This is a genomic window from Brevibacillus sp. FIR094 (genome assembly GCF_050477165.1).
Taxonomy (GTDB): domain Bacteria; phylum Bacillota; class Bacilli; order Brevibacillales; family Brevibacillaceae; genus Brevibacillus.
Map to the genome: position 1 here is coordinate 225,732 of NZ_JBEAES010000003.1, position 23,246 is coordinate 248,977.

Annotated in this window: 21 protein-coding genes; 18 read left to right on the forward strand and 3 right to left on the reverse strand. The window is 45.5% G+C overall.

Annotated elements, in window-relative coordinates:
• Nucleotides 1-79 precede the first annotated feature (79 nt).
• The 12 genes from ACQ5DJ_RS03845 to ACQ5DJ_RS03900 all read left to right on the forward strand — a co-directional run bounded on the left by ACQ5DJ_RS03845 (nt 80) and on the right by ACQ5DJ_RS03900 (nt 15,599).
• A complete protein-coding gene (locus ACQ5DJ_RS03845) occupies nt 80-1,861 on the forward strand; it encodes an ABC transporter ATP-binding protein (protein ID WP_429841257.1) in 1,782 nt (593 codons plus the stop codon).
• A gap of 2 nt (nt 1,862-1,863) precedes the next feature.
• A complete protein-coding gene (locus ACQ5DJ_RS03850) occupies nt 1,864-3,663 on the forward strand; it encodes an ABC transporter ATP-binding protein (protein WP_429841258.1) in 1,800 nt (599 codons plus the stop codon).
• Nucleotides 3,660-4,367, forward strand: coding sequence for a 4'-phosphopantetheinyl transferase family protein (locus ACQ5DJ_RS03855; protein ID WP_429841259.1), 708 nt, complete (start codon nt 3,660-3,662; stop codon nt 4,365-4,367). Before ACQ5DJ_RS03850 ends, ACQ5DJ_RS03855 begins: the two co-directional genes overlap by 4 nt.
• 30 nt (nt 4,368-4,397) lie before the next feature.
• Nucleotides 4,398-5,126: a thioesterase II family protein gene (locus ACQ5DJ_RS03860; RefSeq protein WP_429841260.1), complete on the forward strand. Its 729-nt coding sequence runs from the start codon at nt 4,398-4,400 to the stop codon at nt 5,124-5,126.
• Nucleotides 5,127-5,177: 51 nt separating this feature from the next.
• Nucleotides 5,178-6,764, forward strand: a complete 1,587-nt coding sequence (locus ACQ5DJ_RS03865) for an esterase/lipase family protein (RefSeq protein WP_429841261.1) — start codon at nt 5,178-5,180, stop codon at nt 6,762-6,764.
• A 209-nt stretch (nt 6,765-6,973) separates the two neighbouring features.
• Nucleotides 6,974-7,402 carry a MarR family winged helix-turn-helix transcriptional regulator gene (locus ACQ5DJ_RS03870; protein WP_429841262.1) on the forward strand — a complete coding sequence of 143 codons (429 nt, stop codon included), beginning with the start codon at nt 6,974-6,976 and terminating at the stop codon, nt 7,400-7,402.
• Between the two features lie 288 nt (nt 7,403-7,690).
• Complete coding sequence (locus tag ACQ5DJ_RS03875) at nt 7,691-8,803, forward strand: NADH:flavin oxidoreductase (RefSeq protein ID WP_429841264.1); 1,113 nt, start codon at nt 7,691-7,693, stop codon at nt 8,801-8,803.
• Between the two features lie 60 nt (nt 8,804-8,863).
• Nucleotides 8,864-9,418: a helix-turn-helix domain-containing protein gene (locus ACQ5DJ_RS03880; RefSeq protein WP_429841265.1), complete on the forward strand. Its 555-nt coding sequence runs from the start codon at nt 8,864-8,866 to the stop codon at nt 9,416-9,418.
• Nucleotides 9,415-11,154: an ABC transporter ATP-binding protein gene (locus tag ACQ5DJ_RS03885; protein WP_429841267.1), complete on the forward strand. Its 1,740-nt coding sequence runs from the start codon at nt 9,415-9,417 to the stop codon at nt 11,152-11,154. Before ACQ5DJ_RS03880 ends, ACQ5DJ_RS03885 begins: the two co-directional genes overlap by 4 nt.
• A complete protein-coding gene (locus ACQ5DJ_RS03890; RefSeq protein ID WP_429841268.1) occupies nt 11,151-13,025 on the forward strand; it encodes an ABC transporter ATP-binding protein in 1,875 nt (624 codons plus the stop codon). Before ACQ5DJ_RS03885 ends, ACQ5DJ_RS03890 begins: the two co-directional genes overlap by 4 nt.
• Nucleotides 13,026-13,316: 291 nt before the next feature.
• On the forward strand, nt 13,317-14,738 hold the full coding sequence (locus ACQ5DJ_RS03895; RefSeq protein WP_429841269.1) for a serine hydrolase domain-containing protein: 1,422 nt from the start codon (nt 13,317-13,319) through the stop codon (nt 14,736-14,738).
• A gap of 24 nt (nt 14,739-14,762) precedes the next feature.
• Complete coding sequence (locus ACQ5DJ_RS03900) at nt 14,763-15,599, forward strand: M55 family metallopeptidase (protein WP_429841270.1); 837 nt, start codon at nt 14,763-14,765, stop codon at nt 15,597-15,599.
• Nucleotides 15,600-15,651: 52 nt separating this feature from the next.
• Here ACQ5DJ_RS03900 and ACQ5DJ_RS03905 read toward each other — a convergent pair whose 3' ends face one another.
• Nucleotides 15,652-16,314 carry an S-layer homology domain-containing protein gene (locus ACQ5DJ_RS03905; RefSeq protein ID WP_429841271.1) on the reverse strand — a complete coding sequence of 221 codons (663 nt, stop codon included), beginning with the start codon at nt 16,312-16,314 and terminating at the stop codon, nt 15,652-15,654.
• A gap of 196 nt (nt 16,315-16,510) precedes the next feature.
• Here ACQ5DJ_RS03905 and ACQ5DJ_RS03910 point away from each other — a divergent pair, with 196 nt between their 5' ends.
• Entirely contained in the window at nt 16,511-17,359 is an 849-nt protein-coding gene (locus ACQ5DJ_RS03910) for a M15 family metallopeptidase (protein ID WP_429841272.1), read from the forward strand.
• 81 nt (nt 17,360-17,440) lie between these two features.
• Here ACQ5DJ_RS03910 and ACQ5DJ_RS03915 read toward each other — a convergent pair whose 3' ends face one another.
• Complete coding sequence (locus ACQ5DJ_RS03915; RefSeq protein ID WP_429841273.1) at nt 17,441-18,094, reverse strand: C40 family peptidase; 654 nt, start codon at nt 18,092-18,094, stop codon at nt 17,441-17,443.
• A 147-nt stretch (nt 18,095-18,241) separates the two neighbouring features.
• Between ACQ5DJ_RS03915 and ACQ5DJ_RS03920 the strand changes: the two genes are divergently transcribed.
• The 4 genes from ACQ5DJ_RS03920 (at nt 18,242) to ACQ5DJ_RS03935 (ending at nt 21,441) form a co-directional block, all read left to right on the forward strand.
• The gene (locus ACQ5DJ_RS03920) at nt 18,242-18,928 is read left to right on the forward strand and encodes a response regulator transcription factor (protein WP_429841274.1); all 687 of its coding nucleotides are present in this window, start codon (nt 18,242-18,244) and stop codon (nt 18,926-18,928) included.
• A gap of 12 nt (nt 18,929-18,940) precedes the next feature.
• A complete protein-coding gene (locus tag ACQ5DJ_RS03925) occupies nt 18,941-20,305 on the forward strand; it encodes a sensor histidine kinase (protein ID WP_429841275.1) in 1,365 nt (454 codons plus the stop codon).
• 171 nt (nt 20,306-20,476) lie between these two features.
• Entirely contained in the window at nt 20,477-20,716 is a 240-nt protein-coding gene (locus ACQ5DJ_RS03930) for a glutaredoxin family protein (RefSeq protein ID WP_429841276.1), read from the forward strand.
• Between the two features lie 110 nt (nt 20,717-20,826).
• Nucleotides 20,827-21,441 carry a MarR family winged helix-turn-helix transcriptional regulator gene (locus ACQ5DJ_RS03935; protein WP_429841277.1) on the forward strand — a complete coding sequence of 205 codons (615 nt, stop codon included), beginning with the start codon at nt 20,827-20,829 and terminating at the stop codon, nt 21,439-21,441.
• An 88-nt stretch (nt 21,442-21,529) separates the two neighbouring features.
• Here the strand turns inward: ACQ5DJ_RS03935 and ACQ5DJ_RS03940 are convergent, their stop codons facing one another.
• On the reverse strand, nt 21,530-22,426 hold the full coding sequence (locus ACQ5DJ_RS03940) for a LysR family transcriptional regulator (protein ID WP_429841278.1): 897 nt from the start codon (nt 22,424-22,426) through the stop codon (nt 21,530-21,532).
• 126 nt (nt 22,427-22,552) lie between these two features.
• On the opposite strand from ACQ5DJ_RS03940, the gene ACQ5DJ_RS03945 reads away from it, so the two are divergent.
• Nucleotides 22,553-23,236: an MOSC domain-containing protein gene (locus ACQ5DJ_RS03945; RefSeq protein WP_429841279.1), complete on the forward strand. Its 684-nt coding sequence runs from the start codon at nt 22,553-22,555 to the stop codon at nt 23,234-23,236.
• Nucleotides 23,237-23,246 lie beyond the last annotated feature (10 nt).

A 23,246-nucleotide genomic window follows, 5' to 3' on the forward strand; every position in this document is an offset into this window, starting at 1 on the left:
GCAGCTTTGTGATGATTCCCCTTGGGAACACGTTTTCCAAGGGGAGGTCATCCATTACATCCTTGGGGAGGAGCAGCAAATGATTTTTACCAAGCAAGCTCAGCACAGAAAGAAAGAGCCCGTGTTTCGCTGGGTACTCTCATATATAAAGCCTTATCGAGGTTGGGTCATGATCTGTATCATTGCCTCGCTTCTTGTGGCTGTGGCAGACATTTGGATGGGAATCCTGATCAAAACCATGGTCGAACATACGAACAACTTCGACAAGCTGGTCAGTATTGCTCTCATCATTTTTTGTCTGACCATCGTCGGTTTCCTCTCGAAATATTTCATCACGTATTCGGCAGCTAGATTCAGTTCAAGAGCCATGAGAGATCTGAAAAACAGCATGGCTGCTCATCTCGAAAAAGTCCCCATGTCCACCATGGATAAATATCATTCCGGCGATCTTGTTTCTCGCTTAACAACAGATGCCCAAATCTTGCAAAGCTTTTTGCAAAAGCATTTTTTTCAGCTTTTTTATCTGCCAGTTGTTTTTGTCGGAGCTCTTGGACTGTTGTTGACGATCAATTGGAAGCTAATCATCTTCAGCGTCGCGATCCTTCCCGTCGCCATCGCTATCACAGGGTGGATGAGCAGACCGCTTCAAAAATATTCGGAGCAAATGCAGGACCATCTGGGTCAAACGAACGCCATCGCCCAGGATACTCTTTCCGGGATTCACATGGTCAAAGCTTTTCAATTGGAAGACGTCCTGTATCGTAAATACCATGCGGGTATGAAGCAGGTATTGAAAAATGCGTTCCAAGCAGAGAAGAAACGCGCGTGGATGACAGCACCAGGGATATTATTGTTTTCTTCCCCCATCCTGTTTTTTGTCGCTTATGGTGGGTACTTGATTCAGGCGGGAGAATTGGATCTGGGCAGCTTGGTCATCTTCAGCTATTTGCTTCACTTTATTATCGAACCACTTTCACTCGCCCCCGTGTTGTTTGCCCAGGTACAAGAGACATCAGGTGCGGCAAAGCGACTGCAAGAAATTTTCACACAGCCAGTCGAACAAAATGATCAGCCTGCGATTCCTGTTGATTCAAAGGCGATTCCTGTGCAGTTTGAGAACGTTACGTTTGCCTACGAACAGGCAAGGATTCTTGATAACGTTAACTTTACGTTACATCCGAACAAGACCGTTGCGTTAGTAGGCGCCAGCGGGAGTGGAAAGAGTACCATCATGAAATTGCTGTGCGGATTTTATCTGATGGAGCCGGGCAACGGAAGACTGAATGTTTTCGGGCATTCGATGACTGATTGGAATATGACGGACATGCGAAGCTATCTTTCCATGGTTTCTCAGGATACGACGCTATTCCCCGTGTCTATTGCGGAAAATATCTCGTATGGACGCATTCATGCGACACAAGACGAGATCATCGCAGCGGCAAAAGCAGCCAATGCACATGATTTCATCATGGAGCTGCCGCAAGGATATCAAACAAAAGTGGGGGAACGAGGCTCTCGTTTATCTGGAGGACAGAAACAGCGTATCGCGATTGCCCGAGCTATTTTGAAGGACGCCCCGATTCTGCTGCTGGATGAACCAACGTCTGCCTTAGATACAGAATCGGAAGCTTTGGTCCAGGAAGCGTTGGAAAATGTGATGAAAAATCGGACTGTTCTCGTCATTGCTCATCGACTGTCTACGATAAAAGATGCGGATGAAGTGCTTGTTTTGGAGCAAGGACAAATTGTTGAACGAGGTACACACTACGATTTACTTGCCAAAGGCGGCGTTTACACTAGACTTTATCAAAAACAGTTTGCCACAGAGATGCACAGCTCGCTGGCTGCAGGGGGGGTATAGGCATGTTCATCCAGAATTTGATGCGGGAACTACTTCAACTGCTGTCGTTTATGAAAGCGAAAAAGCGAGCGTATATTTTGGGACTCGTGGGTGACGGAATCGGTCAAGCAGCTGTATTGGTATCTTTACCTTTCGTGTTCAAGGATCTGACGGATTTTGCGAGCACAAAAGACCCTGCTTTATTAACCAGAGCGATTGCCACCATGGCTGTGATGTTCCTCTTACTAAGTATCTTGTCTCCATTTTTTAGCTATATCTATCGACGGTGCGTCCGCGAGCTCATTGCCAACATTCGGCTTCAAGTCTATCAACGCTTGAGTAAGCTGCCTTTCGATTATTATGAGCAGCACCATTCGGGAGACACGATGTCGAGACTGGGTAACGATGTTGTCCTCATGGAAAACGCGTATGCTGAGCAATTAAAAACGTTAAGCATCATTCTGCTGTCACTGATCGGCTCGATCATAGGGATGTTTGCTATGAATTGGAAAATTGCAGTCGTCCTGTTGATCGTAAGCACATTGACTCTTTATGTGAATACGCTGTTTGCCAAGTCAGTCCGGCGCATTGGAGACCGAATGCAGCAACAGATGGGGATAGGGACAGAAAGATTAAACGATTTTTTGTCTGGGTTGCCCATCATTAAAATGTTCCATTTACATAACGTTGTGACCGCACGTTACACGGAAGCAAATGAAGAAGTAGCTTCGTCTGCCATCAAGCAAGGGCATAAACACGGACTATTGGAAGGGACCAATTTTTTCATCCAATTCTTAAGCTTCGGGGGAATGCTTGTTTTTGGAATCATGATGGTATCCAAAGAAATGATCGGGTTGGGCGTGCTGGTCGCTTTGGTTCAGCAACAGATGCTTGTGACACTGGCATTTCTCCAGCTTGGCCAAGTCATCACAGCGTTGCAGAGCTCGCTAGCAGGCGCTACTCGGGTCGTCGATTTTCTGAATGAACCTCTCGAACCAGAAGAGTATCAGAAGAGCTCCGCCAAACACCAGCCATGCGAAAGCATGCTGAAGTTGGAGAAGGTCGTTTTCGGATATAACGAAGCTACAAACGTGCTGGATGGTGTTTCGTTGCGAGTCGAGCAAGGCCAAATGGCTGGGCTAGTCGGAACGAGTGGAAGTGGAAAAAGCACCGTCATGAAACTTCTGTTGGGGTATTACCCACCTGCGAGCGGCTCTCTTTATTTACTGGGCAAGCCCATGGGAGCGTATTCTCTTGCAGAAATTAGAAGCTTGATCTCGTACGTGCCTCAGGATGCCTTTTTGTTCGAAGGAACCATCGAAGACAATATCCGTTACGGATGCCTGGATGCTTCGGAATCGGATGTCATCAACGCAAGCAAAGCAGCGTATGCGCATGATTTTATTATGGAACTTTCAGATGGCTACCAGACAAAAACAGGAGAACGCGGTGCCAAGCTATCTGGCGGACAGCGTCAGCGAATTGCCATTGCCAGATCCATCCTGAAAAATGCACCGATTCTTCTACTGGATGAGGCAACCTCCGCTTTGGATGCAGAATCGGAATATTGGGTGCAGCAAGCATTAACCGCACTCATGAAAGATAAAACGGTACTCGTCATCGCTCATCGCTTGTCGACTGTAGAGGATGCCGATGTGATTTACGTGATGGATCAAGGAAAAGTCATCGAGCAAGGTCACCATGTAGAGTTAATAGAGCGCAATGGAACGTATGCCAAATTGTATGAAGTGCAGCAGCGAAAGGATCGAGCAGAACAAGTCAGTAGTCTTGAATTGACAGAAAGAAGAGTGAGTGCTACGTGATTGCCATTTACGCTTTGAAATGTCCTGCTGTCATGGAGAAAGAGTTGTTCAACCGATTTTTGCAAGCACTACCTGTAGAAAAGCGGGAACGGGTCAACCGTTTCAGAAATCCGGCTGATTCCTATCGGGCGTTGCTCGCGGACGTGCTCGTACGCTCTCTCATCTGTGAAGCCTACGAGATTTCCAATGACGAAATCGAGTATGACTTCAATGCATACGGAAAACCTTTTTTGAAATCATTTCCCAACTTCTGCTTTAACGTCTCGCATTCCGGAGAATGGGTGGTCTGCGCCACGCATGATTCGCAAGTGGGGATAGATGTGGAGCAAATATCTCCGATTGATTTGGATATTGCCACTCATTACTTTGCACCAGCCGAAGTAGATGATCTCTTGGTAAAACATCCGGATGAACAGCTTCCGTATTTCTTCGACCTTTGGACTTTGAAAGAGAGCTATATAAAAGCGAGAGGCATGGGGCTGTCTATCCCGCTACAATCATTCGCCATTAGAAAAAACCTAAACCAATCGATTACGATATCGCAAAATGATTCGCGCGATGCTTGGTCATTTCATCAGTATGAGATCGATCCAGGCTACAAATTGTCAGTATGCGCGACTACCAATCAGTTTGCTGCTCAAGTCGTCATGAAGGATTTACAAGATTTGTATCAGGCCATTTTTCATAGAAAGATATCGAGGTAATTACGTAATGAAGAAAGGGCGGGAAAAGAGATGAAATTGTTCTGCTTTCCGTACGCAGGTGGACTTCCCAGCATCTATTACGGTTGGAGACGGGGATTGTCGCCAGCGTTATTGGAAATTGATCCATTCGAGGTGAGACCTTCATTTCAGAGCGGTAGCATGGTTCTTCCCACCTCGTTTTATGAGGTCTTAGAGGATGTATACAAACGGATCACACCAGAGCTAGGGGAAGAACCTTTTGCCTTTTTTGGCCACAGCATGGGCGGATTAATCGCGTTTGAACTGACACGAAAGCTGTTGCAGGATGGAAAGCCACTGCCCCAGCACTTGTTTTTGTCTGCATCCCGCGTGCCACATGCGTATAACAAGCTGGCGAAAACATACAACTTGCCGCATAACGAGTTCATCGAATCACTACGTACAGTTGGGGGCACGCCCAATGAAGTTTTGGATAATCAGGAGCTCTTGGAGCTATTTTTGCCTACGATTCGCGCTGATTTCCAAGCTGTGCAAACTTACGAAATGAATAACGAGCTTCCTCAGCAACTCCCTGTCAACATGACGGTTTTGTTTGGGAAAGAAGATTCTATTGAAATCCAAGATATTGTGGCGTGGCGAGACTATTGCGGGCGAGAGTGCAAATTCTTTCCAATGCCTGGTGGGCATTTCTTTATTCATCACCAAATGAATCCGATCCTAGCGATCATTCAAGACACATTGAATGTAGAACGGACAGTTGCAATCCGTGCACAATTTTAACGATTGTGCACGGCAACAATAAATCCTAAGGTGAAGGTTGGTGTTCTTTACATGAATCAGAAGAAAGCATTATCTCGTTTGCTGGCGGCCGTTACATTATCAACGGCGCTGGTCTACCCGCAAGCTGCAAGCGCAGCGGCTCCACCCCCGGCTTTGCATGACGACAATCCAAGTGGTCATTTTGGTGACTGGTACACAGGTGCGGTTCCACCCAATGCATCCAAAGACAAGCCTGTGATCCTGTTTGTCCAAGGTCTGCATTCCACCTACAAAACCTGGTATACAACAGACGGATTTTATGATGCAGCCTATAACGCTGGGTATCGTACCGCATTTGTGCAGTTGAAGGACGCGGATGGTACTGGTGGCAACATGTGGACAAACGGAGCCAAGCTCGCGGAAGTCATCAAAAAGGTCGCAGATTATTACGGCGTCTCCAAAATCAATATCATTGCACATTCCAAAGGTGGCATCGATACACAGACAGCACTCGTCCACTATGGCGCACATCCGTATGTCAACGTTGTTCACCAGCTTTCAACGCCAAACAAAGGTTCAGAATTGGCTGACTTAGCTTACAGCAATTGGGCAGGATGGCTTGCTGATATTCTTGGCAAAAAAGACGATGCGGTGTATTCCCTGCAAACTTCTTACATGGCCAACTTCCGTTCCCAGACTGACAACCGTACCGAAATTCGTTCAACCAAGATATACATGGCTGCCGGCACAGGGGATGATGGCATGTTTAGTCCTACCTGGTTTGGTCATGCGGTTCTTCCTGGTGAAGATGATGGCGCTGTTTCCGTTGATTCTGCCTTCGGTTTGACTTATGGAATCAAGAGCTTTACAAAAGACATTTCCCACGGTCAAATCGCGAAAGCCTCGCATACATGGGATCTCGTCGAACCGAAATTGCAAAAGGCTTCTATTCGCGAACGTGCAAATAAAGCAAGCGAAGACAAATCAAAAACAACCACATTGGAAGAGAGCTCCGTTATTCTCCGTGGCGGCGAAGTGGAAGACACCGTCTCGGAAACATTTTTCCTGGAGAGCGGAATTGATCAGTTCAATCTGGATACGATGACCTCGTCGGAAGACACCGTTGTGACCCTGATCAGTCCGTCTGGCAAAAAGTATGAAGCGGACCGCAGTGAAAAAAGCGAATCGGCGGATGAATCCGAGATATTCCAAGATGCTGTTCATCACTTCATTGAAGTAGAGGAGCCGGAAGCAGGCGAATGGACACTTGAAGTAGAGGGCTCTGACGATGCCTTTTTCATGGTTGGTTCGGTGAAAGGCGGAGAAGAAGCGAAAGTAAAGGCGAGCAAAAAGGTATTCAAGAAAGGCGACAAAGCGAAGATTTCCGTCGACATGGGCAAAAATGAAATTGATCAGTCGTTACTGGAAAAAGCAAACCTGACTCGTTCGATGAACGGAGAAAAAGCAAGCGTCCTTGATGAAGTGAAGTTTGCCATAAAAGAAGATGAGCTTACTGGCAATTTTACCGTGCCGACTAAGCCAGGCGTTTATAATCTCTCCTTTGACGTAACCGGCATCAATGAGGACGGCGAACCATTTACACGCTCTATTAATTACAACTTTGCAGTAACAGATCGTGATGGAGAAATCGAAGACTAATTAGAAGCATCTTCAGCTATTGGCGATACTTGAACGAGTTAAACGAGTCTCGATTTCGTTTTCATTTTTTCACAGCCCTCGCAGAAAGTGAGGGCTTTTTTGTTTTGGCGGAAGAAGTATTCGTGACGAGAGTTTGGAGCGTGATACCTTTATGTATTATAATGAAACGGATTAACATGATATATAGTCGAGAACAGGTGGAATTTACTATGAAAACCGACCCTAATCATGAACTTATAAACGATTGGTTGGCTCTTACTCACATTACTGAAAGTATTTCCAATATGCTTGAAAAAGATTTACGAGAAAATTACAATCTTTCTTTAAAAGAGTTTTACGTCCTTTACTTTTTATCGAAAGAAAGTAATAAAACACTGAGGTTACAACAATTACAGGAACGGGTTGGATTAAGTCAAAGTGCGATATCAAGGCTGGTTGGAAGACTTGAGGCAAAAAACTGCAGAGCTTTACAGCGGAATGTATGTGAGGACGACCGTAGAGGCGTTTATACTCAGCTAACCGAATTAGGTGAAGAAAAACTCCAGAGATACCTCGTGACGATGAATGAAATTCTCCACTCTGCTTTTTCATGTGGTAAATTTGATGAAGCATTACAATTGTTAGTGCATAAGAAGTAATTGCAAAAAGCCACCATTTCCTAGCCCATGGGAATAGCGGCTTTTTTTCGTGTAAGGATCGCCGTTACACTTATCGGTTGACAGGTGAAAAAGGATGATGGTAAATTGAATGCGTGCGCATGCATTTAAAAATAATATAAAGCTCTACTCACAAAATCAGTAAAGGAGTGGGGGTTTAAAAGGTGTAGAGTTAATAAATCATAAAATAATGTGATTGTTACACCTACCGCTCAGAAGTGGTAAGGAAAAATTTGTATGGAAAAATAGTGAAAAGAAAGAGGGAGTCACATGAATACATCAAAATCTGTAGCAGCATTATTCACCCCGTTTGAATATAGAGGACTGAAACTTGAAAATCGTTTTGTGATGGCACCCATGACCCGCGGTTTTTCACCCAAAGGGATTCCAGGGCCGAATGTAGCTGAATATTACCGTCGACGTGCAGAGAACGAGGTGGGCTTAATTATCACCGAAGGAACGCTAATCGAGCATCCAGCTGCGGGTGCAAACCAGAATATTCCACATTTCTATGGAGAGGAAGCGCTGGACGGATGGGCACGCGTTGTTCGAGAAGTACATGAGGCGGGTGGAAAAATTGCTCCGCAGATTTGGCATACCGGCATGGCGCGCCAAAAAGAGAAATTCCCAGAATCAGATGCCGAACCAATCGGTCCTTCTGGTCTAAGTCTTACTGGAGAAAAGGTATCAGAACCACTCAGCATCGAAGAAATCAATGATCTCATTCGGGCTTATGCACAAGCCGCGTCTCAAGCTAAGAAAATTGGTTTTGATGCAGTGGAAATTCACGGAGCACATGGCTACCTGATTGACCAGTTCTTCTGGGAAGTCACCAACAAGCGTACAGATGAATATGGCGGTGATCTCGTTGGCCGCACCAAATTTGCTGTAGAGGTGATTAAGGCTGTACGGGAAGCAGTCGGCCCTGACTTCCCGATTATTTTCCGATTTTCCCAATGGAAACCGAGCGATTATCAATCCAAACTGGCAAAGACGCCCGAGGAATTGAAGCTTTTCCTTACACCGCTGTCCGAAGCTGGTGTGGATATCTTCCATGCTTCCTCCCGACGCTTCTGGGAGCCGGAGTTTGAAGGCTCTGATCTAAACCTGGCAGGCTGGACTCGTAAGCTGACGGGAAAACCAACCATCACCGTTGGATCTGTTGGATTGGACTCTGAGTTCCTGAGTCTATTCACCGAAGGCAAGGGTGGTCAACCGGCTAACATCGATAATCTGATTGCGCGTATTGAGCAAGAAGAGTTTGATCTTGTGGCAGTTGGACGTGCGCTACTGAGCGATCCAGCTTGGGTATCAAAAATTCGTAACGGCGACACCGAAGAACTACAACCATTTACGCGAGAAGCATTAACAACATTGAGTTGATCGCTATTTTATTCTGCGCGCGAATGAACAGGCAGCTTCTGTAATGAGAAGCTGCCTGTTGTGTTATTTCTGATGGCCGACCATTTTCGCCAGTTTTTGCAACCTAAGAGAAAAGAATGGAATAACATTGACAAAGTAGTAGAGGAAAACCTGATGAATCCCGTTTCTCTTCACGATCTGGCCTATTTATCTGGACGAAGCTTGTCGGCGTTGTACAATACATCCCCCATAAAATGGATTCGTAACCGCAGGCTAGACAAAGTCAAAGAACTTCTTACAAATACGTCATTATCCGTAACAGATGTTTGTTACTCCACTGGATTCGAAAACGTAACCCATTTTTCAAGGGTGTTCAAGGATAGAGTTGGTTTTACCCTTCCGAACTCAAAAAGGAAGTGGGCTGAAAAGAACGATGCAGCTTCATTCATAAGAACAAACTACGAAACGATTCTGATAAAGGGTCGTTTTTTAAGCGCATGGACAAATCCAGATGTGAGCGCTCCTTCGGTAGTCCCTATGGGAAGTGCAGTACTTTCGGAAATATATGCATACAACCGTAAGGCGATTGGAATTGTAGTATGGAAGAGGCAGGAAAGGGAGCGTGTATCCGTATGATGAGGCTGTTTCGCTACTTGACGTCTTACAAGTGGCCGATCGCAGCGATATTGGTGCTTGTATTCGTCCAATCGTTATCCGATCTGTACTTACCAACATTAATGGCGGATATCGTTGATGTTGGGATTGTGCATGGGGACACCTTCTTTATTTGGCAGGTTGGCGGTTTTATGCTGCTCGTCGCTGCTGGAGGGGGCTTTTGTGCCATCGGAGCCAGTTACTTTTCATCCAAGGTTGCCATGAGCTTTGGTCGTGAGCTGCGTGCCAAGGTGTTTAACCAAGTAGAACACTTTTCCATGCAGGAGATCGATCAAATCGGGACAGCCTCGCTCATTACGAGGACAACGAACGATATTAATCAAGTACAGCAGGTTTTGATCATGATTTTGCGTATCATGTTGGCTGCTCCCATGATGTGTATCGGTGGAATTATTATGGCTTCATCTAAGGATGCCAAGCTGACGCTTGTACTTGCAGTAGCTGTCCCCTTTCTAGCTTTAGCCATTTTCCTGATCGCACGTAAGGGGATGCCTCTTTTCAAAGCCATGCAAAAGAAGCTGGATAAGCTGAATTTGGTCGTGAGGGAAGGCTTGACGGGAATTCGTGTGATCCGCTCGTTTAACCGAATAGATGCGGAGAAAAGGCGTTTTAACGAAGTAAATACTGATTTGACGCAGACAGCGATTAACGTGAATCGAATCATGGCAGCCTTGATGCCGATTATGATGCTAACTTTTAACTTGTCTGCCGTTGCCATTCTTTGGTTTGGGGGCATTCGTGTCAGTAATATGGACCTGCAAGTCGGTGATCTTATGGCGTTTATCCAATATGCGACACAGATTATGTTCTCGTTGGTCATGCTGTCCATGATCTTCGTCATGGTTCCGCGGGCTTCTGCATCCGCTATCCGAATTAATGAAGTGTTGGATTTACATTCGACCATTTATGATCGACCTGAGCCTGTGACGCAAACGAAAACAACATCTCCAGGCACGGTGGAGTTTCAGGATGTCACATTTTCTTACCCGGGTGCAGAGCATCCCGCATTGACCTCGATCAGCTTTACAGCTCGTCCGGGGCAGACCACCGCGATTATCGGAGGGACAGGCTCCGGTAAATCGACGATACTCAATCTAGTTGAGCGATTCTACGATGTGACTTCCGGAGTCATTCGGGTAGACGGCCGTGACATACGTGACCTACCTCTAGAGCAATTGCGAGCAAAAATTGGCTATGTCCCACAAAAAGTGCTGCTCTTTTCAGGCTCGATCGCTGCCAATATTCGCTTCGGTAAAGAAGACGCGACGGATGCCGAAATCGAGCATGCCGCCAAAATTGCGCAGGCAGGCGATTTTATTGCGAGTATGAAAGGCGGATACGAGGCACACATTTCCCAAGGCGGTACGAATGTGTCCGGTGGGCAAAAGCAACGGTTATCGATTGCGCGGGCAATTGTCCGTCAGCCGGCCATCTACATGTTTGATGACAGCTTTTCTGCGTTGGATTTCAAAACAGATGCGTTATTGAGAACCGCTTTAAAAGAAGAGATCGAGAAGAACCAATCCACGTTAATCATCGTGGCTCAGCGGGTTAGCACCGTGATGGACGCTGACCAGATTATCGTGCTGGATGAAGGCTCGATTGCGGGTATGGGTACACATGAAGAGCTCATGAAAAACTGCGAAGTCTATCAGGAAATCGTACGATCCCAACTGACAGAGGAGGAGATCGCATGAGTGAGCCACGAGGAGGTAAGCAAGCGCCAAAGGGTGGCGGCCACATGGGTGGACCGATGGGAATGGTGATACCAGGTGCGAAAGCAAAGGACTTTAAAGGTACACTTAAGCGCTTGATCGGTTATTTTCGACCACACCGTGTACAGCTGATCGTTGTGCTTCTGGCTGCTATTTTGAGTACGATTTTTGCTATTGTCAGTCCCAAACTGATGGGGAAGGCGACTACGAGTCTTTTCGCAGGCATGATTGGTCTCATGCAGGGACAGCCAAAGGAAATCGTATTTGACTTTGGGTATATTGCAAATATCCTGCTCCTTTTAATCGTCTTGTATGTCATCAGTGCGCTGTTCAGCTATTTGCAGCAATTTGTGATGGCAGGAGTATCACAGAAGATCGTTTATGACATGCGTGAGCAGGTAAATGAGAAATTGTCCCGCCTGCCACTGAAATACTTTGATTCGAAAATGCATGGGGATATTTTGAGCCGTGTCACGAACGATATTGATAATATCAGCAACACGCTCCAGCAAAGCCTAACACAGCTCATCACTTCCATCGTGACGATCATTGGTGTCATCATTATGATGCTGACGATTAGCCCATTATTGACTCTCATTCTGATTTTGACGTTGCCGCTCAGTGCCATTGCTACGAAACAGATCGCCTCGAAGTCACAAAAGCATTTCATTGGACAGCAGAGCTCACTTGGTGAATTAAATGGACATGTAGAAGAAATGTTTACAGGGCATCAGGTTGTAAAGGCGTTCGGATATGAGAAGAAGTCACAGCAGACATTTGATCAAATTAATGCAAAGCTGTATGAAGCCGGATGGAGAGCGCAATTTATATCAGGGATTATCATGCCAGTCATGAGCTTCATCGGAAATATCGGCTACGTGCTCGTCTGCATTGTCGGCGGGATTCTCGCTACGAACGGTTCAATTGAAATCGGGGACATCCAAGCCTTTATCCAATATACTCGTCAGTTCACAATGCCAATTGCGCAAACCGCGAACATCGCAAACTTGATCCAGTCGACGATCGCTTCAGCAGAGCGGGTCTTTGAGGTTTTGGATGAAGAAGAGGAAGTGCCTGAAAGCACACAACCAGTCATGATCGCAGCGCCTAAAGGCAGAGTGGAATTTCAGCATGTCAAGTTTGGCTATAAAGAAGGGCATTTACTGATGCAAGACATCAATCTCGTAGTAGAACCTGGACAAAAGATTGCGATCGTAGGACCAACAGGTGCGGGTAAGACGACTATGATTAATTTGCTTATGCGTTTTTATGAGCTCAATGGCGGCGCGATTCTGATTGATGACGTCGATATTACACGCATGAAACGAAGCGATCTTCGCTCCCTGTTTGGCATGGTCCTGCAAGATACGTGGCTGTTTAACGGAACGATCCACGATAATTTGGCCTATGCACAACCTGAGGCTTCTGAAACGGATATCATTCGTGCAGCGAAGGCAGCTCGCGCCGATCACTTTATTCGCACGCTACCTGAGGGATACAAGACGGTGTTAAATGAAGAAGCCTCTAATATCTCCCAAGGGCAAAAACAGCTGTTGACCATCGCTCGTGCTATTTTGGCAGACCCTACGATACTGATTTTGGATGAAGCAACAAGCAGCGTTGATACACGAACCGAGGTGCATATCCAGGAAGCGATGAACGAACTGATGAAGGGACGTACCAGCTTCGTGATCGCCCATCGACTGTCTACGATCAGAAATGCAGACCTGATCCTCGTCATGAACAAGGGAACGATCATTGAACAAGGATCACATGACGAGTTGATGGAGCAAGATGGCTTTTATGCTGATTTATACAACAGTCAGTTTGCAGAGTCCACATCAACAGGCTAAAACGATGATTTACGCGAAACCGCCAAATGTAGTGAAAAGAGGAATGCTGGATTTGACCAACGACATGTCAGGGCCCGACGTCATACAAGACGAAGGGCTATTTTTTATTTGACAGCGATTTGTTATTAATATTTTTTATTTTCAGAATTATATATTGTTGTTTTTTTATTTGCCGCTTATAATTCTACTAGTGCATAAACTTCATATCCTCATTTTTTTGAAGTGTATACTTCGAGATCGAAATTGAAATTGCTTTCCTGTTTGTAAGTAATGAACCTAAGGAGGAATGACATGAAGGTGAATGAGTGGGAAGCGACGTTTGAAGCATACGTCCAAAGGCTGATGGATGATTTTCAAGTTCCCGGTGCGATCATTGCCGTAGCCAAAGACGGGGAACTCACTTATGAAAAATCGTTTGGCTATCGGGACCGTGAAAAGCAAGCTCTCATCGATCTAGATACGGTATTTGGCATCGGGTCAATTACGAAGTCGTTTACATGTATGGCGATCATGCAGCTTCAGGAAGAAGGAAAGCTTTCCGTGCATGATCCGGTTATCACCTATTTGCCTGAGTTTCGCACACCGGATGAAGCCCAAACAAAAAGCATTACTATTCATCATTTCATGACACATACCCTCGGATTTCCACCACTTCCATCTCTCATTCCCGCAATGCTACCCAGCTTACAAGCCGATCCGACAGCAGAAGAATTACTTCACCGTTTTGAAGCGCACTGTAAACTCCCAATCGATACCTTCGAAGGCCTCATGGCATATATAGAGAAGCTGCCCTTTGAATTGTTGGGACCTGCTGGGACTGAATTCAGTTATTCGAACGAAGCTTTTGGCTTGCTTGGGGCGATTATTGAGCGTGTTAGCGGCAAAACATACGAAGCTTATGTCCAAGCGCATATTTTACAGCCACTTGAGATGGAACGAACAGTTTTTCATGTGGAGGAATTAGGCGAGGACGACAATGCTACCATGCTGTACACACCGCGCATGAAAGATGGTGTTCGAAAAGTAGTACGTGCTCCCGGTTGGTGGGATGCTCCCTCCATGCGGGCAGCAGGCTTCCTCAAATCGTCTGCACGTGACATGCTTCGGTATGCAGATGTTTATCGGACAGGCGGGCTTTCAAATGGAGCGAGAATCATTTCGGGAGATAGCTTCTCACAAATGACTTCTCCTCTTATCCGTATTGATTTGGGCCGCAGCTATGGTTACGGACTCGGCGTGTTTCCGTTTTCCGAAGATTACACCTTACTTACCCATACCGGCGGTTTAAAAGGGATGACCGCGCAAATGTTCATCGTCCCGGAGGTGGGAGTAACTGGCATTCTTTTGACCAACATGGATGATGCCCCTATTTCCAATCTGACATTAGGTTTGTTGAACAGCATGTTCGGTCGCCCACTCGATACGCAGTTCGCCACATTTTCCGAATGGGAAGTGTCGCTTGCTTACTTGCAGCAATGTCCCGGTACATATAAATCCGGGGAAGGAGACGTAGTAGAGATCAGATTCGATGAAGCACAGAGACAGCTCGTACTTGTTCTAGGCAGTGATGAGTTCCCACTGCGTTCCGTTGGTGAAGATACGTTTCTGTTCACGCGACACAACATCGATTCACTCATCCGTTTTGTTCGCCAACCAGACGGTGAAGTCAAGCGCTTGGCGTTGGGATCGCGCCAAATGTCGAAAGCAACCTAATCAAAGATAGGGAGGCTATTTCTCATGAAGGTGTTTATTTCGTTGGACATGGAAGGAATCTCCGGACTAAGCGAATGGGAGGATGTTATCCCCGGTCGCGGACATTACGAAGCGGGGAGAAGACTGCTGACCCAAGATGTTAATGCGGCGATTGAGGGTGCACTGGAAGCAGGAGCTACCCAAATTATCGTCAATGAATCTCATGGACCGATGAACAATATCATCCTGGAAGAATTGCATCCACAGGCAGATGTCATCCGTGGTTTTTTCAAGCCTCTCTGTATGATGCAGGGGATCGACAGTAGCTGCGATGCCGCATTTTTCATCGGTTATCATGGAAAAGCGGGAACAGGAGATGCGGTACTCAATCATACGTTGTCTGGGCTTGCAATCCATCGGCTTATCTTAAATGGCAAAGAAGTGGGCGAAGCAGGTTTAAATGCAGCAATCGCGGGAGCCTATGGTGTTCCTGTCGTACTCGTTACCGGAGATTCCCAAACGGCCAAAGAGGTCGAAGAAGATATCCCTGGAGTCTTTACGGTCGCTGTGAAGACAGGAATTACGGGACTCTCGTCGCAAGCGATGCATCCCGTTCGTGCGAGAGAATTGATCCGTCAGCAAGCAAAAGAAGCATTGCTCCATCGCAGTACAGTGAAACCGCTCGAGCAAAGAGTAGAGAATACGATAGAAGTCGAGTTTACGAAATCACAATTTGCCACAGCAGTCAGCTGGATGCCAGGAATTGAACTCATCGAAGGACGAACGGTACGCTTCCATTCGCCTGATCTTCTTAGCATGATGCCCGTTTTGCAAGCGATGCTGTTGATAACTGGGCAAGTGAATCGGATGATTACTGGTTAAATAAATCAAAAATGCAGCTCCTCATCACGAGGATCGCTGCATTTTTTTCGTTTTAGTTCAGAGGCATATGGCTTTTCAAATAGGCAAGGGAATTATAAATCATTTCGGCTGCCTCTTCACGCGTGATGAGCTTTTGCGGATGGAGCTTGTTTTCCTTATCCAATTCGATAATATCTCTTGCCAAAGCTCTTTGAATGGAGCCTTGGTAATCCACGGTGAGTTCATGATTATCTTGGATTTCTACTGGTACTAGTTTGATCATGGGCAGATTACTCTTGGTCTCCATGACTCTCATTAGCTGGTGAATGAACTGCTCTTTGGTCCATTCTGCATTCGGATCGAGATCAGCTGGTAGCTCCAATCCGTTCGCAGCCGCTATGATCAGACTCTCTGCATACCAAGCATCGTTATCCGCTTTGGAAAAAAAGTCAGTGGCTTGTGGAGCCTTTACAAAACGGATTGTTGCCAGATTCAAATCAAAGGCATTTACAATCAGTTGAATGCCTTGAGCTGCCGTTATCGTTTCGTTAGGTGCAAATTTGCTATCATCTACGCCTTTTATCACACCTTGTTGTTGTAAGGCAAGAATTTTATCTTTCGCTCCCGAGTGGGCAAGATCCGTAAAAGGAGTCGTTGCAGCAAAGCTTGGTTGAGCGAATGACACAGTTAAAAAAGCAAGGATGGAAAGAGACATCATATTTTGTCTGATATTCATAGTAGCCACCTCGTCAATTTTTGAAGTTTCACTCCATTTGACGAGGAACAATTGGCAACGTTTCAGCTTTCTTTCTCACACCTTATACAATAAAAAGTTTTAAGGAAAAGTTTATCTTTTGAGCATGATTTCATTTATTATTGCCTATTATCATCATATTGAAAAGAATAGTGTTTGAACCATGGAGGAAAAGGAAATGAAAAAGCGATTTCTCTTACTAAGTATCCTTTTATTACTACTGGGTTATCCATTTTTGCAACCTTTTGTAGAGGACGTATGGCAAAAACAGCCGAATGCTACAGCTTTCCCTAAATACAAAGAGATTCGCGTTGAAAAAGATCAGATTTATCAGGGCGATTTGTTACTGGTCAACAAGAACGATCCGATCCATTCAGAGGCGGTGCCATCCGATGTGATCCATTTGTCTTCGCACAAATATTTAGTGGATGGCTATCGCTTGCAAGATAATTCCATTGAATTGTCTGAGAACGCAGCGAAAGCGTTCAACGAGATGGTCTATGCAGCAAGCAGTGACAATGTAAAGCATTTCATGCTCAAAAGCGGCTATCGAAGCTTGGAAAAACCGGGAAATTCGGCTGAAGAGAAGGGACATGACCACGATGCATTGCCAGATTGTTTTCACGAACATCATCTGGGTACAGCCTTGGATGTTACATCCACACAAATGAAAATCGACGCATCCCCAGAAGGGAAATGGCTACGAGAAAACGCTTGGAAAAACGGGTTCATTTTGCGCTATTCGAAGGAAAAGGTCGCAATCACTGGCGTTCCTTACAATCCTATGCATTACCGGTTTGTAGGTTTGCCGCACAGCGCCATTATGCAAGAGCGTCAATTATCCTTGGAGGAGTATGTGAATTACTTGCAGGAGACGAAGGAAGTGTCAGGGACGATAAATGGCGGCGACTACAAAATTTATTATTATCCAGTGGCGACTAGCATCATGATTCAAGTACCTACCAATGGGAAGTATGTGCTTTCTGGCGACAATCAGGGAGGTGTCATTGTAACAGAGTTTTTGTAGTTTGCTCATTCTTTTGCATAGCGTGCGAAAAAGGCTGCTGAAGCTCTCAGCAGCCTTTTTTTGTTGCGCCCCAGAAGATGATTAAATCACACGTCTTCCAAGCTCAAAGCGTTTTTCCCAGGAAGTCCCTTTGAAGTTGGTTGTCGTAACTCCCGGCTTACCGTACGTATGCAGCAGCTTATTGTCCCCAGCGTAGATGGCAACATGCGTAATGCGAGAAGACGAGCTACCGTAGCTGCGGAAGAAAACGAGATCTCCTTTTTGCAGTTGATCCTTCGAGACTTTTTGACCGACTTTAGACTGTTGACGTGAGTCTCGCGGCAGACTTACTCCGACTTCCTTAAACACTCGCTGTGTAAAGGAAGAGCAGTCAAATGTTCGCGTTGTATTTTTGCTAGAACCAAATTTATAAGGTACGCCTTTATACTTCATTCCTTCTGAAATGACCTGATCGGCCATGTCGGAAGAGGGAGTAGCATGTGTCTGTTTATTCTGAATACTGCTGGTATTACTTTCCTCATTGGCTGTCAGGTCGATATTGATACCATCTTGCACCATTTGATCAAATTGCTCATAATCAGCCTGTTGATTCTGCTGTTTATCTTGATTATTTGTAATTGTGGAGGTGAGGCTTGTCTCAGAAGCCGCATAGGCTTGTCCGCTCATGAGAAGAGAAGTCCCCATTAGAATAGCTACGACCGTAGTAGTTGTACCTTTCCAGTTTCGCTTTGTCATGATGTTCCTCCTTCTGAATGGTTGATCTTGTTGTGTGTTTCTCATCCACGCTCTTATCGTACAGAATAAAACTAAGATTCCCGGTAGAATTTCATGAGAGTTTTCTGAGAAAACTGTTGGTAAGATATTCAAACGGAGATGATTCGCATGCCTACGCCAGATGGAAAAGGCTATTTGCTGCTCGTGGAAGATGAGCATAACTTGGCAAGATACTTACAGTTGGAGTTAGAGAATGAAGGATTTTCGACGGATATTGAATACGACGGGCTTTCCGGATTAGAAAAGGCACTAACGATTGAATACGACCTCATCCTGCTGGATGTCATGCTGCCCGAACTATCGGGGATAGAATTATGCCGACGAATTCGGGAAACCAAAGATGTCCCTATTATCATGATCACGGCTCGTGGAGAGGTTCCTGATATTGTGACGGGATTAGACAGTGGAGCCAATGACTACCTAGCGAAGCCGTTTGCAATCGAGGAGTTGTTTGCCCGGATTCGGGCCTTATTGCGTCAACGGGACTCAAAAGCGAACCAGGAGATAGTGGTTGGCCGATTGCGTATCCAGCCCAACGCGCGACGAGTGTTCCTTGATGAAGAGGAAATCATGTTGACAGCACGCGAATTTGATTTGCTTCATTATCTGGTTCAAAACAAGGAGCAAGCGGTCTCGCGAGAGCAAATTCTCACAGCTGTTTGGGGCTTTGACTTTATGGGGAATACCAACATCGTGGATGTGTATATCCGGTATTTGCGGAACAAAATTGAAAGTGATCCGTCCGTCAAACTGATTCATACCGTTCGAGGAATTGGATATACATTACGAGATTAAAAGGAGAGCGCAGTGCTTACACATCGCAGATACTCACTCAAATGGCGACTTACGCTGTTATTTAGCTCTGGCATGCTGGTCTTGCTTCTCTTTTTGTCCATTTTTATTTTTTTTAGTACCTCAAATCTCGTCCATCAACATGAGCAAAAATTGCTCAATCAGAAAGCAACGGCCATCGCAGCCGATTTGAAAACGGAAATCACAGAAGAAGCCTCGCTGACGATTACCTATTTGACTCGTTTGTTAACCAATTACGCTGACGTCAATCAATTCATAAACATTAGCGACCAAAGCGGCAAGGAAATCGCTTCGATACAGGGAGCCAATTGGACAAAAGAGCCGGAAGACTATTATGAAAGGACCTTGGTCGCAAAAGAATCTGTACAGCTACCGTTCACATCGGAGCTTTTGGTTGTACAAATTTCGACTACAACAGAAGCGCTTGAATGGTATTTTTCCATTTTGCTCACCATTCTTTTTCTCTCTTCTTTTTTTACCTTGCTTCTTTCGGCGATTGGAGGCTATTGGTTAAGTAACTGGGGACTTAAGCCTCTCGATCATCTGATCCAGCAAATCCATTCCATTTTCCCTCAACGTCTCTCCCAACGAATTCATCATCATCGCGTAGAGAATGAAATCTACGAGCTGATCCATGCCTTTAATCTGTTGTTAGATCGTATGGAAGAAGCAATGGTCTATCAACAGAGATTCGTCACAGATGCATCTCACGAGTTGCGTACACCGCTCTCGATTATTGAAGGATATGTAAGTCTTTTACAAAGATGGGGGCGGCACAAACCTGAAGTAAGGGACGAAGCACTTGCTGCTGTTCAGCAGGAGTGTAAACGACTTTTCAAACTCATTGATGACCTGTTGTCGCTAGCCAAATTGCAGCATACCTCACAACTAGGCTCAACGAAAGTCGTGCAGCCATTAACCCCTCTGCTACTTGAAGTAAAGCAAGCATGGGTACCCATTTTCCCTCCACAAATTAAGCTGCTATTTGAATGGGAAGAAGCTCTTGTCCTTTTGATGGATCGGGAGAGGATTCGACAGTTATTGGACATTCTCTTGGACAATGCACGGAAATACACAGATGAAGGACAAGTGAAGGTACGAGCATATGAGGATGAAGAGGCCGTGCACATTGTAGTAGAGGATACAGGGATCGGTATTCAAGCAAAAGAGATTCCCCACCTGTTTAAGCGATTCTATCGCGTGGATAAATCCCGTACACGAAAAAGGGGAGGAAGCGGGATCGGTCTGGCCATCGCTCAAGCGATTGTCGCAGATCACGAGGGGAGCATCTCTATTGCTCCTTCCGAGGAAAGAGGCTTGATTGTTCATGTCTTGTTGAAAAAAGCGGGGGTGGCCTGACGACTCGGATGAATAACGATAGGGCGGCTCATGTTCCGCCATTCGCTTTCGAAAAAATGATCGTGATTCCCTATGATAATCATAGGGAATTTGTAATTGTTCCGAAAGATAGTGGCTCCTATAATCAAGTACGTAGCAATGCTACATAAAATCGATAGGAGCTGATTCCTAATGTTAAAAGCCATTTTTTATCACGCAGGTTGCCCAGTATGTGTAGATGCGGAGCAAGTCGTCCTTGATTACCTGGATCAAACAAAAATCGATCTCGAAATTGTCCACCTTGGTACAGCGCGGAATCGCCTTGAGGAAGCAGAGAAGGCTGGTATTCAATCAGTACCTGCTCTCGTGATTGGCGGAAACGTCTACCACATTAACTTTGGGGCAAGCTTGGAAGATGTGAAAAACGGCTGAATTAGAAAAGGAGGTGCTTTTGAGGCGCCTCCTTTTGCCTATACTTTTACACGACCATGTTTCCATTTACAATGGATAGAAGAATGGAACATGGAAGGTAAGATAAGCTCATGATGTTTGATCCCCAACAACGTAAGGAAAATCGCTCAGCCCGTATCATGATGGCGCTATTTCGTATGTCCCAAGCGATAAAAAAGGTGTCCCAGGCTGAGAGTGATGAACAGGGATTGTCACCCGTACAAATTCAGGCGTTGCTGTTCACTTTGTATACGAGAAGCGACGTGGCGTCCATTGGTAACTTTGCCAAAGCAATAGGAACAACGCATGTGACAGCTGTTAAGATCATCAATGGCCTCGTAACAAAAGGACACATGACGAAAGTACCTAAAAAAGAAGATCGTCGAGTGACCCTGCTTCAACTGACTGCAATAGGGGAAGAAGCTGCATCGAGCCTTGAAAAATGGGGGCATACACTGGAGGAAGCCCTTCACTCAATTCCAGATGAGATACTGGAAGATTTCGAGATCGGGCTCGGGTCCGTGATAACAGCGATGCAAAGACGTGGACATCTCGTTGTAGCTGAGCCCTGTTTAGGCTGCATTCATTTTCGACCGAATACAGGTGATTCCCATACACCTCATTATTGCGCGTTCATGGAAAAGTATCTCACGCACGAAGCATCTTTGAGAGAATGCCCCGAGCATCTTTCCTCTGGGAATGACTAAATAATGATAGGTAATACCTATCGAAACGATAATAACTATGCTATTGAACAATGATTTGCCTCGCCATAAACTGATCTTGACTCTCTCATCATCGAGCATCATCGCGTTTTACCGTAGCAATCAAATGCTCCATAAAAACTCGGCTTGCTGCACACAAATACTTGTTTTTCCGATAAACGATACCGATTTGCGCCGTGATAGTGGGCTGTTGGATCGGAATTGTGCGAATCCGTTTATCATCGATATAGTCGAGGTAGCCTTTCGAAAGTACCGTGACACCGACACCTTGCCCGACCATATTCGTGATAGATTCCATTGTGGTCATCTCCAAAACAGGCTGTGGCGAGAAGCCCAGCTCCTGACACTTTTCATCAATCAACTGACGCAAAAAGTACGTGTTGGGCAATAAAATGGAGGAGGTTTCTTTCAAAATCGCAAGCGAAACAAATGGTTCCTTCGCGATCGGATGAGCCACAGGTACTCCTAAGGCCAGATTTTCTGTATAGAGCGGAATGGTTTCCAGATCGTCATGCTCCATAGGCAAAAAAACAATACCAAGATCGAGTTCGTTTTTCAAAAGTCCTTCATAAATATCACCGGTTCTTAACCCGAAAATAGACAATTCAACCTTCGGATAACGCTGGTGAAACTCGATAACAGTAGGTGGGAGCAAGTAATTGACAACCGTCAGCAGTACGCCAATTTTTAAAGTGCCTCTGCTTAAGCCTTGCAGCTCACTAATCGCTGCACGTGCCTGTGACAACTCATGAAACACATTATAGCTGTGGTGAAGCAATGTTTTGCCTGCTTCTGTCATAACCGTTCGTTTGCCGACGCGATCAAACAAGGGCATGCCGATTTCATGCTCAAGCAAACGGATTTGCTGACTGAGTGAAGGCTGCGCAATGCCCAATTTCTCGGCTGCACGAGTAAAATTCAACTCCTGGCACAGTGCCATAAAGTACTCTAATTGCTTGAGCTCCAACGACCATCCCTCCGGCGATACATGATCTAACAATAGGATTTTCCTATTATTATAGAACAAACTATTATGAAATTATATGGATGTAGTGCACAATACACATTCCATGAAAGAATGAGGTGATCTCTTGTGAATATCGAAATCCTTTCCATAAATGTAGGGAAACCAAAACAAGTACAGTATCAAAACAAAGAGGTTTCTACCGGCATTTACAAAACCCCCGCCACAAAAGCTCTTTATTTATCCTTTTTGAACTTCGAAGGAGATGGACAGGCAGATCTTGTCCACCATGGAGGGAAGGAAAAGGCAGTATGCGTCTATCCGTATGAACACTACCCATTCTGGGAAGCTGAATTACAGAGAGAGCTGGCAATCGGTGCATTCGGAGAAAATATGACGATTCGGGGATTAGTTGAGACGGACGTATGCATCGGTGATACCTTTCAGCTAGGGGAAGCGATCGTACAGGTCAGTCAACCGAGACAACCTTGTTATAAATTATCCGTGCGTTACGGTGTGCCTGAAATGTTGGTAAAGGTTCAGGAGACCGGCTATACCGGTTTTTATTTTCGCGTGCTGAAAGAAGGGCTTGTGTCTCCTACGGATGGATTGACAAGACTCTCTTCTCATCCAAAAGCGATAACAGTCTCTTATGCAAACCAAATCATGCATCAAGAAAAAGAGAATATCGAGGGCATGAAAAAGCTACTTGAAGTAGAGGAGCTATCTACAAATTGGCGAGCGACCTTTACCAAACGATTATCCGGCATAGAAATTGATACGCGCGAAAGGCTGACAGGCAACCAATCATAGCCATTTCATT